We start from the raw sequence: 15,886 nt of genomic DNA on the forward strand, positions 1-15,886 counted from the left end.
TCAGCGTCGTCACAGCGACGATCCCGCAGCATGGAGCGCAGGAGGTGCACACTATGTCCGTGATGAAGAACCGCGCCGTGCTGCGCTGGCTGGTCCCGGTGACCGCGGGGGTCGCCGTGATCGGCGGCGGCGCCGCCGTCGGCACGTTCGCCGCCGGCGCCGACCCGGCCCTGCCGCCGCGCAGCGCCGCCCAGCTCCTGGACGACCTGCGAACGTCGCGCCTGGACGGGCTCTCCGGCACCGTCGTGCAGCGCGCCGACCTCGGCCTGCCGCCGATCGCCGCGCTCGCCGGGAAGGCCACCGGCAACCAGCTCGCCGGCCTGGTCAGCGGCACGCACACGCTGCGCGTCTGGTATGGCGGCGAGGACCGGCAGCGGATCGCCCTGGTCGACACGCTCGGCGAGCAGGACGTGCTGCACAACGGGCGCGACGTGTGGACCTGGAACAGCCGGGAGAACACCGCCGTGCACCGCGAGCTGCCGGCCGACGGCAAGGACGTGCCGTCCGCGCCGGCCACCCCGGCGGACGCCGCCCAGCAGGCGCTGGCCGCGATCGACCCGACCACCGCGGTCACCGTCGGCCGTTCGGCCACCGTGGCCGGGCGGGACGCGTACGAGCTGGTGCTCACGCCGCGCGACAAGGCGTCGTTGGTGCACCAGGTGCGGATCGCGCTGGACGCGAAGGAGCACGTGCCGCTGCGCTTCGAGGTGCTCGCCGACGGGCAGGACGAACCGGCGTTCGAGGTGGCGTTCACCCAGGTCGACTTCCGCACCCCGGCCGCCGACCAGTTCCGGTTCAACCCGCCGCCCGGCGTGCGGGTCACCGAGGAGTCGGCCGAGGCGCGCCCCGGCCCGGCCGGCCGGACGTCCAAGGACGGCACGGCCGATGGGCAGCGGCCGGACGTGCGTACCGTCGGCACCGGCTGGACCACGGTGGTGGTCGCCAAGCTCGGCGACGTGGCCGGTGGCGCGAAGGCCGGCGCGGACGCGCCGGACGCGGACATGCTCGCCAAGGTGCTCGGCGACCTGCCGAAGGTCAGCGGCGACTGGGGCAGCGGCCGGCTGCTCAGCGGCAAGCTGTTCAGCGTGCTGCTCACCGACGACGGCCGGGTGGTCGCCGGCCTGGTCACGCCGGAGCGGCTCTACCAGGCCGCGAAGGGCTGATCGATCACGGGGCTCGGGCCCGGCCGGCGGACGCCGGCCGGGCCCGAGCCGTGTCCGGGCTTGGTGCGATGGCGGGCGACGCGCTATCTTTCTCAGTTCAGACACAAAAAAGGAATGGCATTCGAATGCCATTCCTGCGGCAATTCTAGTCAATGAGGAGCCGGCTTGTCAACGCACTCCGACGTGTCGGGTGACCTGCACCAGGACCGCGACGAGATCGGTCGCGAGCAGGAGTACGTCTCGATGCTCTACGACCGGTTGGACGGGCTGCGGGAGCAGGCCGCCCGCCGGCTCGACGAGGAGTTGCGCCGCACCGGTGGCACCCAGCAGGCGCGCTCGCAGCGCGACGCCACCGTCGCCATGTACGCCGACCAGGTCGAGCAGTTCTCCGCGGTCGAGTCCGGCCTCTGCTTCGGCCGCCTCGACGGCGACGACGGCGCGACCCGCTACATCGGCCGGATCGGCATCTTCGACACCGCCGGCGACTACGACCCGCTGCTGATGGACTGGCGCGCCCCGGCCGCCCGCCCGTTCTACCTCGCCACCGCCGCCAACCCGCAGGGCATACGCCGACGGCGGCACCTGCGCACCCGCGACCGCAAGGTCACCGGGCTCAACGACGAGGTGCTGGACATCGCCGCCGCCTCCCCCACCGCGCACGAGGAGGTCACCGGCGAGGCGTCGCTGCTCGCCGCGCTCAACGCCGGGCGTACCGGCCGGATGCGCGACATCGTCGAGACGATCCAGGCCGAGCAGGACCGGATCATCCGCGCCGACCTGCCCGGCGTCATGGTGGTGCAGGGCGGGCCGGGCACCGGCAAGACCGCGGTGGCGCTGCACCGGGCCGCGTACCTGCTCTACACCCACCGCCAGCAGCTCTCCACCCGGGGTGTGCTGCTGGTCGGCCCGAACGCCACGTTCCTGCGCTACATCTCCCAGGTGCTCCCGGCGCTGGCCGAGACCGGCGTGCTGCTGCGCACCCAGGCCGACCTGTTTCCCGGTGTGCACGCGCGACGCGCCGAGCCGGCCACCACCGCCGCGCTCAAGGGGCGTGCGGTGCTGACCGAGGTGCTCGCCGCCGCGGTCCGGGACCGGCAGTGGGTGCCCGCCGAGCCGATCACCATCGAGCTGCCCCAGCGGGAGGTGCTCACGCTCGACCCGGAGACGGTGCGCCGGGCCCGCGACCGGGTCCGCCGCACCGGCCGCCCGCACAACCTGGCCCGGGCGCTGTTCGACATCGAGGTGGTGCACGCGCTCGCCGACCAGGTGGCCGAGCGGATCGGCGCCGACCCGCTCGGCGGGGAGAACCTGCTCTCCGAGGCCGACCGGGCGGAGATCCGCCGCGAGCTGCGCGAGGAGCCGGAGATCGTGGCCGCGCTCGACGAACTGTGGCCGGTGCTCACCCCGCAGCGCCTGCTCGCCGACCTGTTCGCCTCGCCGGAGCGGATCGCCACCGCCGCGCCGATGCTCACCGACGACGAGCGGGCCGCCCTGCACCGGGAGCCCGGCGGCTGGACGGCGGCCGACGTGCCGCTGCTCGACGAGGCCGCCGAGCTGCTCGGCGAGGACGAGCGGGCCGCCGCCGCCCGCCGCGAGCGGATCCGCGCGATGGAACGCGAGTACGCCGAGGGCGTGCTGGAGATCTGGCGCGGCTCCCGCTCGATCGACGTCGAGGACGAGGCCGACGGCGGTGAGATCCTCGGCGTGACCGACCTGATCGACGCCGCCCGGCTCTCCGAGCGGCAGGAGGAGTCCGACCGGCTCACCACCGCCCAGCGCGCCGCCGCGGACCGCACCTGGGCGTTCGGGCACGTGATCGTCGACGAGGCGCAGGAACTCTCGCCGATGGCGTGGCGGCTGCTGATGCGGCGCTGCCCGAGCCGGTCGATGACGATCGTCGGGGACGTGGCGCAGACCGGCGCGCTGGCCGGCACCCCGTCCTGGGGTGAGGCGCTCGCCCCGTACGTGGCGGACCGGTGGCGGTTGGAGGAGCTGACCGTCAGCTACCGCACCCCGGCCGAGATCATGGCGGTCGCCGCCGAGGTGCTCGCCGAGATCGACCCGGCGCTGCGCCCACCCCGCTCGGTACGCGCCACCGGCGTACCCCCGTGGGACCGCACCGTCGTGGCGGACCGGCTCGTCGCCGAACTGGTCGAGGCGACCGCCCGGGAGGCCGCCTCGCTCGGCGACGGGCGGCTCGGCGTGATCGTGCCGACCGGCCGGGTGGCGGAGCTGGGCGCGGCGGTCGTCGCGGCGCTGCCGGAGGCGGCCGTGGGCGAGCAGCCGGAGCTGGCGAACCGGGTGGTGGTGCTCACCACCGAGCAGGCAAAGGGCCTGGAGTTCGACTCGGTGTTGGTGGTCGACCCGGACCGGATCGTCGCCGAGTCCCCGCGCGGCCACAGCGACCTGTACGTCGCCCTCACCCGCGCCACCCAACGCCTCGGCATCCTCCGGAGGTAAGGAGGGGCCCCTTGTTAACGCCTCCGGTAGAGAAGGGGCCCCTTCTCACCGACGGCTCAGCCGGGGTTGGCGCCCTCGTCGGTGACGTTGGCGACCTGGGCGCCCGGTGTGGAGGCGTCACTCGTGGAGCCGCCGGCGGGGGTGCTCAAGCCGCCGGTGGTCGCGTCGCCGGTGGTGGTCGGGGCCACCTTGCCCGGGTGTTGTTCCGGCTGCCGGGCCACCCGACGCACGCTGGCCGGGCCGGCCGTCCCGCCGGTCGTGGTGACCGCGCCCTGGCCCCGGGTCGGTCCGCCGTCGCGCAGCACGGTCGGGTCGACCGGCACGTGCGCCGGGTCGTCCGGATCCGACTCCTGGATCGTCCGCTCCACGTCGGTCTGCGGCACGGTGACCTCGTCGAGCGCGCCCTCGCCGTAGACCCCGCCGGCGACCCGCTGCTCGGCCCGCCGGGCGGCGTCCTGCCGGATGTCGTCCTCACGCACGTCAACCACCTCGCAGCTCTCGGTGTGGGTATCGGTGTTGCGTGCCCGTGGGCCGAGGGCTGAAACCGGCGACGCGCGGGGCGGAAAGCGCCTGATGTCCGAATCTGAGCGAGGCGCGGAGACCGCCGGAGTCCGGCGGTTACCTTGTCTCGGGGGCCGGGTAGACGGTGGGTGCCCCCGCCACAGAGCGCGAACCGTGCCGTGGCCGACCTGCGGTAGCGGGGCGAGGGTGTGCAGGTAACGACTCATCAAATCCTGAGGAGGACCAGATGAGCACGCAGGCTGCATCCACCAGGCCGATGAACCGGCCCATGTCCGACGTCCAGAGCCGGGCGAACATGCAGGACACCGCGACCCGTCCGATGCCGTCGATGCACGACGGCCACCGGGAGCAGATGCCCAGCCCGGGCACCGAGACGAAGCAGGCGTTCCTGACCACCGAGTTCTGGGTGTACGCCGCAGCCGTCACGGTCGTCGTGATCGCCGCCTTCTGGCGGGGCGCCGCCACCAACGGCCTGAACATCAACAACCCGAACCAGGCGTGGTGGTACCTGACCGGGCTGACCGGCGCGTACCTGGTCAGCCGCGGCCTGTCCAAGGCGGGCAGCGCGCGCCGCTCCGGCAAGGAGCGTCAGGGCCGGCACTGACCCGCGCCGGCACGCCGACGGCGACGCCCCCGGGACCCGTCCCGGTGGCGTCGTCGCGCGTCGTCACTCCTCGCCGAAGTCTCCGAAGTCGCCGCCGTCGTCGTCGCCACCGAACGCGTCGTCCAGCATCTCGCCGGCGACCAGGCCGCCGGCCACGCCCAGCGCCGCGCCCGCCACCACGCCGCCCATGCCCGGGCCGCGTCGGCCGTGGTGGCCCGGCGCGCCGTAGTGACCGGGCGCGCCGTAGTGGCCCGGCGCGCCGTAGTGGCCGGGGGCGCCGTAGTGGCCCTGCCCGCCGAAGCCCTGGGCGCGCAGGCCGCCGTAGCGCGAGGTGGTCTCCCGCAGCCAGCCATCCACGACCTGCGTCCAGTCGGTGCGGGCGGCGTCGCTGTGCGGGACGGAGTATCGGCCGAAGACGTCGTGCCCGGCGCTGAGGAAGCCGCCGCGCTTGTCGCACTCCAGGATCACCTCGACGCCCTGCTGACTGGTCACGAACGTCAGCTCGACCTCGGTGACGGTCTGCGCGTACTGCGGCGCGGCGAAGAACTCGATCTCCTGGTAGAACGGCAGCGTCTGCGGCACGCCGTAGATGTGGCCGCGCTCCAGGTCGGCGTGCTTGAACCGGAAACCCAGCGCCTGGAACGCGTCGAGGATCCGCTCGTGGACCGGCAGCGGGTGCACCGACACCTGGTCCAGGTCGGACTTGTCGACCGCCCGGGCCACCGCGACCTCGGTGCGCAGGCCCATCGTCATGCCGTGCAGCCGCTGGCCGTAGACGTCGGTGATCGGGGTCTCCCACGGCACCGGCAACTGGAACCCGATGGCGAGCTGCTGCTTCGGGGCCAGCTCGAACGCGCCGCTGACCGGCATCCGGTGGAACTCCATGACGCCGGCGTACTCGGTGTCGCCGCCCTCGATCTCGACCCGGGTGACCAGGCCGACGCTGATCTGCTCGATGCGTGCCGGCGCGTCGCCGCCGACGAGGTTGACGTGCCCGTCCAGGGCCAGCCCGGGCCGGGTGTTCGGGTTGGCGAGCACGGTGTCGACGCTGGGCCCGCCCACGCCGAACGCGCTCAACATCTTCTTGAAGACCATCGGTCACTCCCGCGGGGACGGCGCTCCGACATGGACCGTCGGACGCTTGGTGAGGGCACCCTAACCGGCGACGCTGGGAAGTGTCTGAGAGGCGCGCCCGGTCACCGTTCGGCCGCGTCGCACATCCGGTGCCCGTCGTAGATTTCCGTCACCCGGCGCAGGCTCACGTCGCCGCCGGCCAACTCGACGGCGATCTGTTCGACGGCGTACAGGAAGCCACGGATGTCGGCGGGGGTGAGCAGCGCGGTGTCCGCCATCAGCGACAGGTGGATCCGGTCGGCGGGGCCGCTGGCGTCGACGTAGAGCGGCATGCCCTCCGCGGCGGCCTTCTGCGGCCAGTCGAAGGTGGTCCGCCCGGTCAGCCCGGGCAGGTCCGCCAGGCCCGGCGGGGTGCCGGTGGGTCGGGGTGTCAGCGACCACCGGTCGTTGAACTGCCCGCCGACCGGCAGCGGGTGCGGGGCCGCGTCGGCGGCGTCGCGGGCGACGCGCGCGGCGGCCCGGCCGTCGTGGCGGGCATGTCGCATCGCGGCAGTCATCGCGGTACGGGCGTGGCCGAGCAGGTCGTCGAAGGTCTCGCCGGAGACGTCCATGGCGAGGCGGACGGCCTGGTTGAGGCTGGTGACGGTGTGCCGCAGCGTCGGCGCGGCGCGGTTGCTCTGCATGATGTCGAGCGGATAGGCCGGCGCGGCGCAGAACGTGCGGACCAGCACGTTGGTGATGGCCAGCAGCGTGACCGAGGTGCTCGCGCGCAGGCGCCGGGCGGCCAGCCGCAGCGCCGCGGCGGCGGCGTCGGAGGCGAGTTCGCCGCGCCAGTGCCGGGGGGTGGCCGGGGCGGCCCGGGGCGGCAGCGGCGCGACCGGCAGCCGGGCGAGCTGGTCGCGCAGGTGGGCGAGCGCGTCGACGTTGAGACGCTGCCCGTCGACGGAACGTTCGAAGGCCGCCAGGTCGACCGGTTGCGTCGCCGGTCGCGCGGGCGGGGCGGCGGCGCCGTCGGCCCGGGCGCGCAGCAGCTCGGTCAGCTCGGTGACGAGCAGGTCGGCGCTGAGGTGGTCGGCGGCCAGGTGCGAGACCGCGAACATCACCAGGACCGGTACGCCCTCGTGGGTGGCGACCCGGAAGCGGATCGGCAGGTCGGTCTCGTGGTCGAACGGGGTGGTGCCGGCCTCCCGGACGAAGTCGGTGACCAGGTCGGCGAAGCTGACCGGGTCACCGTCCGGCCGGTCGAGAACCTCGACCGGGGTCACGCCCCGGCCGAGCACGTGCTGGCTGCCCTCGCCGGCCGCGCCGGCGGGGAAGACCGTCCGCAGCGACTCGTGCCGCTCCAGCAGGTGCGCGAGCTGCGCCAGCACGTCGTCGAGTTCCAGCAGCAGGGGTACGGGCAGCCACCGGGTCAGCACGAAGAACGGCTTCATCTCCGGCAGCCACTGCCGGAAGACGTCCCAGGTGCCCTGCTGTCCCCAGGTCAGGTGGGCGGACCGGTCGGCGCCGGCGTGGAAGGTGACCTCGGCGCTACGACGTGTGATCAACAGGTGTCCTCACGGGAAGGGTGGGCGGGTCAGGGCACGGTGGCGGGCACCGGTTCGGGCGCCGGGCGGGTGAACAGGACCCGGCGCAGGCACAGCACGCTGTAGGTGAGTCCGGCGGTCCAACTGGCCACCACCGCCCACATCACGGCGTCGATGCCGAACGGGCCGTTCAGCAGCCAGGCGAACGGGATCTGCACCCCGACGAAGGCGATCAGCGTGCAGATCAGCGGCGCGGTGGTCCGGCCCGAGCCGTTGAGGTAGCCGTGGACGACCACCATGACGGTGTAGAGGATCAGGAATGGGTAGATGATCGTCAGATAGCGTCCGGTCAGGTCGCGGGTCGCCGGGTCGTCGGTGAAGACGGCGGCCAGCGGGGCCCGGGCCACCAGCACCGCACCGGTGACGACCACCGACAGCACGGCGGTCAGCCGGATGGTGCGCAGCAGCCCGTCGCGGGCCCGCGCCAGGTCGCCCGCGCCGAGGTTCTGCGCGGCGAAGGCGGTCACCGCGCCGGAGAAGTCGAGGAACAGCAGCCCGGTGAACAGCTCGATGCGGGACACGATGGTGAAGGCGGCGAGGACCACCTCCCCGTACGACTGGATGATCCCGACCAGCACCATGATCCCGACGGCGAGCACGATGTGCTGGCTGGCCAGCGGAAGCCCCAGCCGGGCGGCGTCGACGAGTTCCCGGCGGACCGCCGGGCGCGGCCCGCGCCGGCGGACCGGGTGGGCGCGGGCGGCCCAGACCAGGCCGACCACCAGGGCGGCCGTGCTGGCAACCCCGGTGGCGAGCGCCGCGCCGGCCACTCCCCCGCCGAGCACGGCGACGAAGACCCAGACCAGGACGAAGTTGGCGATGCTGCCGACGCCCTGCACCCACATCGCCGACCGGGAGTCGCCCAGCCCGCGGAAGTAGGCGCTGACCGCGGCGGTGCCGAAGATCCCGGGGAAGCCGATGGCCAGGGTGGAGAAGAACCGGGCCGAGTCGGCGGCGAGCCGGCCGTCGATGCCCATCAGCGCCAGCGCCGGGTCGACAAGCAGCGTGGCCAGGACCACGCAGCCGGCCGACCAGACGACGGTGAGCAGGGCCAGGGCGGCGACCACGTCGCGCCGGCGGTCGACCTGCTGCCCGCCGGTCAGGTGGGCCAGCCGGATCGTGAACGCCGTGCCGAGCCCGATGAACATGGCATTGAGCAGATAGAACAGTGGCCCGCAGGCACCGACCACGGCCAGTCCCTCGACCCCCACGTAGCGACCGACGACGATGCTGTCGACCAGCAGGTAGCCCTGTTGCAGCAGGTTGGCGGCGGTCAGCGGCAGGGCGAAGCCGACGATGCGGCGCAGCGCCGGCCCGGTGGTCATGTCCGACATGCCACCCTCCGATCGGTGTCGTTCAGACGGTGTCGGCCGCGAACGCGACCAGGTCCTCGACGTGGTAGGCGATCTCGGCGACGGTGCGGTCGGCGAGCAGGTCCGCCACGTCGTACGTCACGCCGTGGCGGACCGCGATGGTGTTGGCGACCGAGGCGGCCATGATCGAGTCGCCGCCCAGGTCGAAGAAGTCCGCCTCCACGTCGAGCGCGGGATAGCCGAACGCGAGCGCCAGGCACTGCGCCACCGACCGCTCCACGTCGGTGTAGTCACCGTCCGGCCGTCCCTCCAGCTCCACCGCGACCGCGTCGACGGTGGCCCGGATCTTCTCGGCGGCCTGGCTGAGCCGCTGCTCCAGCGCCTGCATCTCCCGGTCGACCTTCGCGTCGATGTCCGGGGCCAGTCGCACGTCGTAGGAGCGCAGCAGGTGGATCAGCTCGCCCCGGTAGTGCAGTTCCCCGGCGAACAGCCGGGACCGCCCGGAGCGCAGGCCGGCGTCGAGGATCTCCAGCGCGGTCGCGGTCGGCAGGGCCCGGAACATGGTGTCGCCGCTGGTGCCGTGGTCGACGGCCATGCCGATCTCCTTCCACGCGACCCAGTCCAGGGCGATCACGTGGGTCGGCCCGCCGGCCCGCGCCCGGGCGACGTTGTCCAGGTAGTAGTTGGCCGCCGCGTAGTCGGCCTGCCCCGGTGCGGGGAACACCGAGGCCACCGACGAGAAGTGCACGACGAAGTCCGGCGGGTCGTCGCGGGTCAACTCCTCCAGGTGGAACGCGGCGTGCAGCTTCGCCCGGACCACCGCGTCGAAGTCGGCGGGTTCGCGGAACATGACGGTGCTGCCGCCGGGCAGGCCGGCGGCGTGCACGACGCCGTCGACGCGGCCGAACTCGGCGCGGATGCCGGCCACCGCCTCGGCCAGGGCGGTCGGGTCGCCGGCGTCGGCGGCCACCACCCGCACCTGCGCGCCGAGGTCCTCAAGGTCGCGCACCGCCCGGACGCGGGCCGCGCGGGCGTCGCCGCCCGGCGCGGCGAGCAGGTCCGGCCACTGGGCGCGCGGCGGCAGCCCGGAGCGGCTGAGCAGCACCAGGTTCACCCCGGGCTGCCGGGTGGCGAAGGACCGGGCGACGGCCAGGCCGAGCGCCCCGGTGCCGCCGGTGACCAGGTAGGTGCCGCCCGGCCGCAGGTAGACCTGCGGGCCGTCGGTGTCGACCTCGGGCACCTCCACGAAGACCTCGTGCAAACGCCGGCCGTCGCGCAGCAGGAACACGCCGCGCTCCGGGGAGAGGATCTCCGCCCGGACCGCGTCGGCCGACGCCGCCGCGTCCGCGTCCAGGTGGGTGACCCCGAGGTACGGGTACTCGCGGCCGATGACCTTGCCGAAGCCGACGAGCGCGCCGTTCTCCACCACCACGTCGGGTTCGCCGTCACGGGCGCAGACGGCCCGGCGGGTGAGCACGGTCAGCTCCAGCTTGACGCCGGCGGCCATCAGCGCCTTGGTGAGGTGGAAGAGACTGTCCAGGTTCTTGGCCGTGCGCCGGTTCAGTTCGGCGAGGTCGGTGGCGGGGGCGGCGTCGAAGCCGAGCGCGTGCACCACGTGGGTGATCCGGGTCTCGCCGACCAGGTCGGCGATCTCCGCGTGGGAGCCGGCCGAGCCGGCGTCGAAGGGGGCGCCGTCGGGGCGTACCGGCTCGCCGAGACGCAGCACGCGCAGGTCCAGGCCGGTCGCGGCGAGCAGTTCCCCGGCGTCGGTGTCCGGGTCGACCAGGGCCAGCACGCGAGCCGCGCCCGCCGCTTCCGCCGGTTCGGGCGCGGGCTCGAAGACCGCGTCGTGGGTGACCGGCTGCTCCTCGTCGGCGGTGCCGAGGGAGAGCTGATCGCGCCAGGTGTCCGGGAACTGCACCCAGGCGGGAACGGTGTCGAAGACGTACCCGGGGAGGCGGACGATCCGGCGTGGGCCCGGTGACACCCGGCGCCAGTCGACCGGTTCGCCGGCCAGGTAGCGGCGGGCCTCGTCGCCGAGCGGGCCGGCGGGTGGCGGCGTCGCCCCGTCGGCGAGCGAGGCGACAAGTTGCCGGCGCAGGTCGGCGACGTCGTGCACGACGAACGCGGCCCGGTGCCGGTGGCTGCTGCGCGAGACCTGGCTGGTGTGACAGACGTCGGCGATGTCGACGCCGTCGAGCCCGGCGGCGTCGATGAACCGCACGTAGCTCTCGCCGAGGCGGACCAGCGACTTCAGCGTGGCCGCGCTGAGCGTGAACAGGTACGGCCCACCGCCGGCCGGAGCCGGTGGCGGCGGGGCGACGTATTCCTCGACGACGACGTGGGCGTTGGTGCCGCCGAGGCCGAACGCGCTGACCCCGCACCGCCGGGGCCCGTCCGGCGACTCCCACGGCCGCAGGCTGGTGGAGACGTAGAGCGGCCCGGCGGCGAAGTCGAGCTTCGGGTTGGGGTTCTTGAAGTTGGCCTGCGGCGGGATCATCCGGTTGCGCAGCACCGCGATGGCCTTGATCAGCCCGAGCACGCCGGAGCCCTCGAACAGGTGCCCCACGTTGGCCTTGACCGTGCCGACCGCGCAGAAGCCCCGGTCGCTGGTGTGCCGGGCGAAGGCCCGCTTCATCCCCTCGTGCTCGATCGGGTCGCCGACCCGGGTGGCGGTGCCGTGGGCTTCCAGGTAGCCGAGCGTCCGGGGGTCGACGCGGGCGTTGCGCCAGGCGGCGTCGAGCAGGTCGGCCTGCGAGTCGGAGTCGGGGTTGGTGATCCCCTCGGTGTTGCCGTCGTGGTTGACCGCGCTGCCCTTGATCACGGCGTAGATGCGGTCGCCGTCCGCGAGCGCCTGCGACATCCGCTTGAGGACCACCGAGCCGGAACCCTCGCCGAAGCCGGTGCCGTCGGCGGCCTCGTCGAAGGTGCGGGTGACCCCGTCGGAGGACTCGATGCCGATGTTCGAGTGCGGGTGCTTGACCGGGGAGAAGACGATCCGCGCGCCGCCGACCACGGCCATCTCGCAGTCGCCGGCGAGCAGGGCGTTCTTGGCCTGGTGCACCGCGACCAGGGTGGCCGAGCAGGCGGTGTCCACCACCAGGCTCGGGCCGCGCAGGTCCAGCAGGTGCGACAGCCGGTTCGCCAGCATCGCCGGGATGTTGCCGGTGATGGCCTGCTGGCCGTTGTTGGGGTCGACCCGGCAGATGTAGTCCAGATAGGTCGATCCGGGGTTGACCGCGAATCCGACGAAGACCCCGGTCCGGCTGCCGCGCAGCCGGTCGAACCCGTAGCCGGCGTCCTCCAGCGCGAGGAACATCGCGCGCATCACCATCCGGTGGTGCGGATCGGTGAGCGCGGCCTGCCGCGGATTCATGCCGAAGACGGTGTGGTCGAACGTGTCGACCTCGTCGAGGAAACAGCCGTTGTGATATTCGATGTCCGGGTCGGGCACCGGCTCGATGCTGGTGGCCCGCAGATAACTGATGTATTCGCGCAGCTTCTGGCGGCGGTCGACGGGAAACGGCCGGGTGAGGCTCGCGCCGGAACTGACGATCTGCCAGAAGCTGTCCAGGTCGTTGGCGCCGGGGACCTCGACCGACAGGCCGACGACCGCGATGTCCGTGTCCATGCGGTGATTCACCTCTCCGCGATTCGGGTGAGAAATGCGCTGAGCGTCTTGCCGTTGACCTCGTCGAACCCGGTGACCCCGGCGGCCCGCAGCGTGGTGACCGCCCGGACCCACTCCACCGGCGCCCAGAGCTGCCGGGCCAGCAGGTCGGCGGCCTGCGCCGGGTCGAGGACGTCGCCGGTGACGCTGGACACCACCGGGGTGTGCGGGGCGGCGAAGTGACAGTCGGCCAACTCGGCCCGCAAGCGCTCGGCGGCGGGTTCCATCAGCGGCGTGTGGAACGGTCCGCTGACGTTGAGCGGCACCACCCGGGCGCCGGGCAGCGCGCCGATGGCCTTGGCCGCGACCGCGAGTTCGGCGCGGTCGCCGGCGATGGTGTTCTGGGTGTCGGCGTTGAGGTTGGCCACGAACACCCGGGGCAGGCCGGTCTCGGTCAACGCGCGCCGGACGAAGGACACCGGCAGGCCCTGCACCGCCGACATGCCGCCGCCGGTCACCTCGGCCATCAGCGCGGCCCGCCGGTCGACCAGCCGCAGGGCGGTGCCGAGGTCGAGCATCCCGGCCGCGACGAGCGCGTTGTACTCGCCGAGGCTGTGCCCGGCGAAGTAGTCGTACCGCCGCTCGGCGGTCAACTGCCGCGCCAGCAGCGCGTTGACGAAGAAGACGGCCGGTTGGGCGTAGCGGGTGTCGCGCAGTCGCCGGTGCGGGTCGCGGACGCACAGTTCCTCGATCGACCAGCCGAGGATCTGGTCGGCGGTCGCCGTCTCCTGCGGGAACAGGCCGAACAGGTCGGCGCCCATCCCTCTGCGCTGCACGCCCTGGCCCGGGAAGAGTAGACAGTGCACGGGGTGTCCTTTCAGGGTCGGCCCGAGGGGCGTCGGATCGAGGTGAAGCGCAGCGCGCGGGCGCCGGCGCCGAGGCATTCGCGGGTGAAGCGCCGTGCCGCGGGGCCGGGCCCGCAGTCGAGCACCGTGGTGATGCCGGCGTCGGTGACGGCGTGCACGCTGGCGACCGCCCAGTCGACCGGGCGGACCAGCACCTGGTCGAGGAACTCGTCGATCAGGTCGGCGTCGGGCGGCAGCGTGCGGGGCGCGTCGGCGGCGTACACCGGGATCCGCAGCGCCGCGGCGGGGGGCAGCGTGCCGACGAAGCCCCGCTCGCGGCGTACCTGCTCGGCGGCCGGGGCCAGGTGCGGGCTGTGGAACGGCACGGTGTTGGCGAGGAACGCCCACCGGACCGTGCCGTCGCGGAACACCGGTTCGTGGTGGGCCCGGAAGTGCAGCAGGTCGCCGGTGCGCCCGCTGAGCACACCCGTCGTCGGGGTGTTCACCAGGCTCACCGAGACCGGCCGCCGGCTCTCCCGCCGGTAGCCGTCGACCAGGGCCGCGAGGTCGCTCCGGGACAGGCCGCTGACGGCTGCCATCGGCGCCGGCCGCGACCCGGGCTCGCCCGTGTCGGCCCGCGCCGGATCAGCCGCGTGGGACCGGTCGGCCGGGTGCGGCGGCTCGGCCGGGTCGGGTGGCCGGGCGGTCACCTGGTGGGCGCGGACGAGGCTGAGCGCGACCAGCCGCAGCGACGTCTCGGCCAGCGCGAGGAAGTCGTCGGTGCGTCTGGGGCGCAGGCCGGCGACGATGGCCGCCTGGAGGCCGATGCTGTGCCCGAGGACGGCGCTGACCCGATCCAGTTCCGTCCGCTGTGGTTGCAGGTCGCACAGTTGCAGCAGGTGGACGCAGACCCCGGCGGCGACCGAGTCGTCGGCCGCCCCGGGCGGCGCCGCGCCGGGCGCGGCCAGCCACCGTCGGAGTCGGCCCCCGGCGGGCGGCGCCGGCCCGGGCGTGGGGCCGAGGTGCTCCACGAGCATGTCGAGGGTACGGAACATGCGGTCGAAGAATGGCGCGTTCTCCGGTTGTGCATATCGTTCGGCGAGTGCGGCGAGCAGGTTTCCCTGATGTCCGCCTATTCCGTCGAAAAGGGCAAGGACACGCCGGGATGAGGCGAGCGTTTCCAAGGATCTCCTTGCGGATCGGGGTGTTGTCGCGCAATTCGAGTGCGCCCGGAATCTCAGTGTTGCGGCACGAGGATCCACTCACTGTCCGATTTGGATGGTGCTTCTTGGCAGGTCGCGGGCCGGGCACCGCGAACAGTATGCGAACCATCGCGTAGCGTCAATAGCGCGTCGCGCAATTCCCGCGTTTGCGCAGCTCAATCCACTTGCCCTCGACGACCCGCCAAAGAATTGCCAGGCAGGTACCATTTGTCCCGCTCATTGGCGTACGCGCAACCACCCCACGCGGAATTAACGCCGCTGACACCGTTCGTCAACGCACACATGATGAGCTGCGATCACGAAGTAGGGATCTTGGTACGCGACGGCCCCCGGAGGGGCCGTTTCACACCAAGATCTCCTCAGACCGTGGGAGGAGCGAACTCGCCGGCCTTGACCGCGCCGACGAAGGCGGTCCAACCGGTGGCCGGGTAGACGAGCGTCGCTGCCGCACGCGCCTTGCTGTCCCGCACCGCCACCCGACCGGAGCCGTCCAACACCGGCCCCGCCTCGACGCAGCTTCCACCGTTGTCATTGCTCCTGGTGCTGATGTGCCAGGCGACCGCCGGCAAGATCCCGCTCATGACAACTCCTTCACGAGGCTGGCGATCAACTGCGCTGACTCCTTCGCGCTCAACGCAGCCTGCCTGAGGCGATCGTACGCATGAACGAACCTCTCCGATCGCGGTGCTTCCACGTAGAGCCGACCGCCCAGATTCTCCAGATAGGCCACCGCCGGGTACGGCTTGGGCAGGACGAACAGGGTGAAAGCGCCGTCCATGCCGGCGTGCAGCGCCACCGAGGAGGGCAAGACCCTGAGTTCCACGTTCCGCCGCAGCATCAGTTGTTGGAGATGCCGGAGCTGCACACACATCGTCTCCCGGCCGCCGACGAGCCGGCGCAACGCACTCTCGTCGAGGACTGCCGCGACCTTCGTGGATCCGTCCAGGATCTTCTGGCGTTCGAGCCTCAACTGCACCCACCGAGCAACCCTGGACTGTGGCACCCCCGGATCTTCCGCGTTGCGAATGACCGCCTCGGCATAGTCACGAGTCTGCACGAGTCCGGGAAGCAGGATCGTGTTGTATGAAGCGATCCGCTCAGCACGGCCCTCCAGCCACGGGTACTCGATGAAGGACGAGTCCACGACGTCGCCGTAGTCCTCGTCCCAGCGGTCGGTGCGCCACACCTCCTCGGCCAGCGCCAGCAGGCGGGCCCGCTCGGCGGCGTTGTGGTAGCCGTAGAGGTCCAGCAGCGCGCTCACGTCACCCTTACGGATCGGCCAGTCCGCACGTTCGTAACGGCCCAACGCCGACATGTCGCGTTGCAGATGCTCGGAGACGAGCTTCAACGTCATTCCACGCTCTTCGCGCAGTGCCCGCAACTGCTGCCCGAGCCACTGCGCCCGCAGCGTCCGGATGAACGGCTTGTGCGGCATGACCCACCTTCCGAAAATTTGGCAGCGGCCCGCGAAGGAACCATTGCTCCA

The 15,886-nt window shown here is 72.7% G+C and carries 12 protein-coding genes; 3 read left to right on the top strand and 9 right to left on the bottom strand.

Going from position 1 to position 15,886, the window contains the following annotated elements; all coding sequences use genetic code 11:
- The first annotated feature begins 53 nt into the window (after positions 1–53).
- Positions 54–1,163: a sigma-E factor regulatory protein RseB domain-containing protein gene (locus tag AB0H28_RS26195; protein WP_358045398.1), complete on the top strand. Its 1,110-nt coding sequence runs from the start codon at positions 54–56 to the stop codon at positions 1,161–1,163.
- A gap of 243 nt (positions 1,164–1,406) precedes the next feature.
- Entirely contained in the window at positions 1,407–3,623 is a 2,217-nt protein-coding gene (locus tag AB0H28_RS26200; RefSeq protein ID WP_358045506.1) for an AAA family ATPase, read from the top strand.
- A gap of 56 nt (positions 3,624–3,679) precedes the next feature.
- Here AB0H28_RS26200 and AB0H28_RS26205 read toward each other — a convergent pair whose 3' ends face one another.
- Entirely contained in the window at positions 3,680–4,102 is a 423-nt protein-coding gene (locus AB0H28_RS26205; protein ID WP_358045401.1) for a hypothetical protein, read from the bottom strand.
- A 311-nt stretch (positions 4,103–4,413) separates the two neighbouring features.
- Between AB0H28_RS26205 and AB0H28_RS26210 the strand changes: the two genes are divergently transcribed.
- Positions 4,414–4,749 (top strand): hypothetical protein, encoded by a 336-nt coding sequence (locus AB0H28_RS26210; RefSeq protein WP_358045509.1) that lies wholly within the window; start codon positions 4,414–4,416, stop codon positions 4,747–4,749.
- Between the two features lie 63 nt (positions 4,750–4,812).
- On the opposite strand, the gene AB0H28_RS26215 is transcribed toward AB0H28_RS26210, so the two are convergent.
- From AB0H28_RS26215 to AB0H28_RS26250, 8 genes are all read right to left on the bottom strand, one after another.
- The gene (locus AB0H28_RS26215) at positions 4,813–5,844 is read right to left on the bottom strand and encodes a sporulation protein (RefSeq protein ID WP_358045404.1); all 1,032 of its coding nucleotides are present in this window, start codon (positions 5,842–5,844) and stop codon (positions 4,813–4,815) included.
- A gap of 101 nt (positions 5,845–5,945) precedes the next feature.
- Positions 5,946–7,370, bottom strand: coding sequence for a condensation domain-containing protein (locus tag AB0H28_RS26220; RefSeq protein WP_358045407.1), 1,425 nt, complete (start codon positions 7,368–7,370; stop codon positions 5,946–5,948).
- A gap of 29 nt (positions 7,371–7,399) precedes the next feature.
- Entirely contained in the window at positions 7,400–8,743 is a 1,344-nt protein-coding gene (locus tag AB0H28_RS26225; protein WP_358045410.1) for an MATE family efflux transporter, read from the bottom strand.
- Positions 8,744–8,765: 22 nt separating this feature from the next.
- A complete protein-coding gene (locus tag AB0H28_RS26230; RefSeq protein WP_358045413.1) occupies positions 8,766–12,353 on the bottom strand; it encodes an SDR family NAD(P)-dependent oxidoreductase in 3,588 nt (1,195 codons plus the stop codon).
- A gap of 8 nt (positions 12,354–12,361) precedes the next feature.
- A complete protein-coding gene (locus tag AB0H28_RS26235) occupies positions 12,362–13,198 on the bottom strand; it encodes an acyltransferase domain-containing protein (RefSeq protein WP_358045415.1) in 837 nt (278 codons plus the stop codon).
- A gap of 11 nt (positions 13,199–13,209) precedes the next feature.
- Positions 13,210–14,232 carry a hypothetical protein gene (locus AB0H28_RS26240; RefSeq protein ID WP_358045418.1) on the bottom strand — a complete coding sequence of 341 codons (1,023 nt, stop codon included), beginning with the start codon at positions 14,230–14,232 and terminating at the stop codon, positions 13,210–13,212.
- A 527-nt stretch (positions 14,233–14,759) separates the two neighbouring features.
- Complete coding sequence (locus AB0H28_RS26245; RefSeq protein ID WP_358045421.1) at positions 14,760–14,981, bottom strand: DUF397 domain-containing protein; 222 nt, start codon at positions 14,979–14,981, stop codon at positions 14,760–14,762.
- The gene (locus AB0H28_RS26250; RefSeq protein ID WP_358045424.1) at positions 14,978–15,835 is read right to left on the bottom strand and encodes a helix-turn-helix transcriptional regulator; all 858 of its coding nucleotides are present in this window, start codon (positions 15,833–15,835) and stop codon (positions 14,978–14,980) included. The genes AB0H28_RS26245 and AB0H28_RS26250 overlap by 4 nt, the downstream gene beginning before the upstream one ends.
- Positions 15,836–15,886: the final 51 nt, after the last annotated feature.

The organism is Micromonospora sp. NPDC050980 (assembly GCF_040653835.1).
Classification (GTDB): Bacteria; Actinomycetota; Actinomycetes; order Mycobacteriales; family Micromonosporaceae; genus Micromonospora.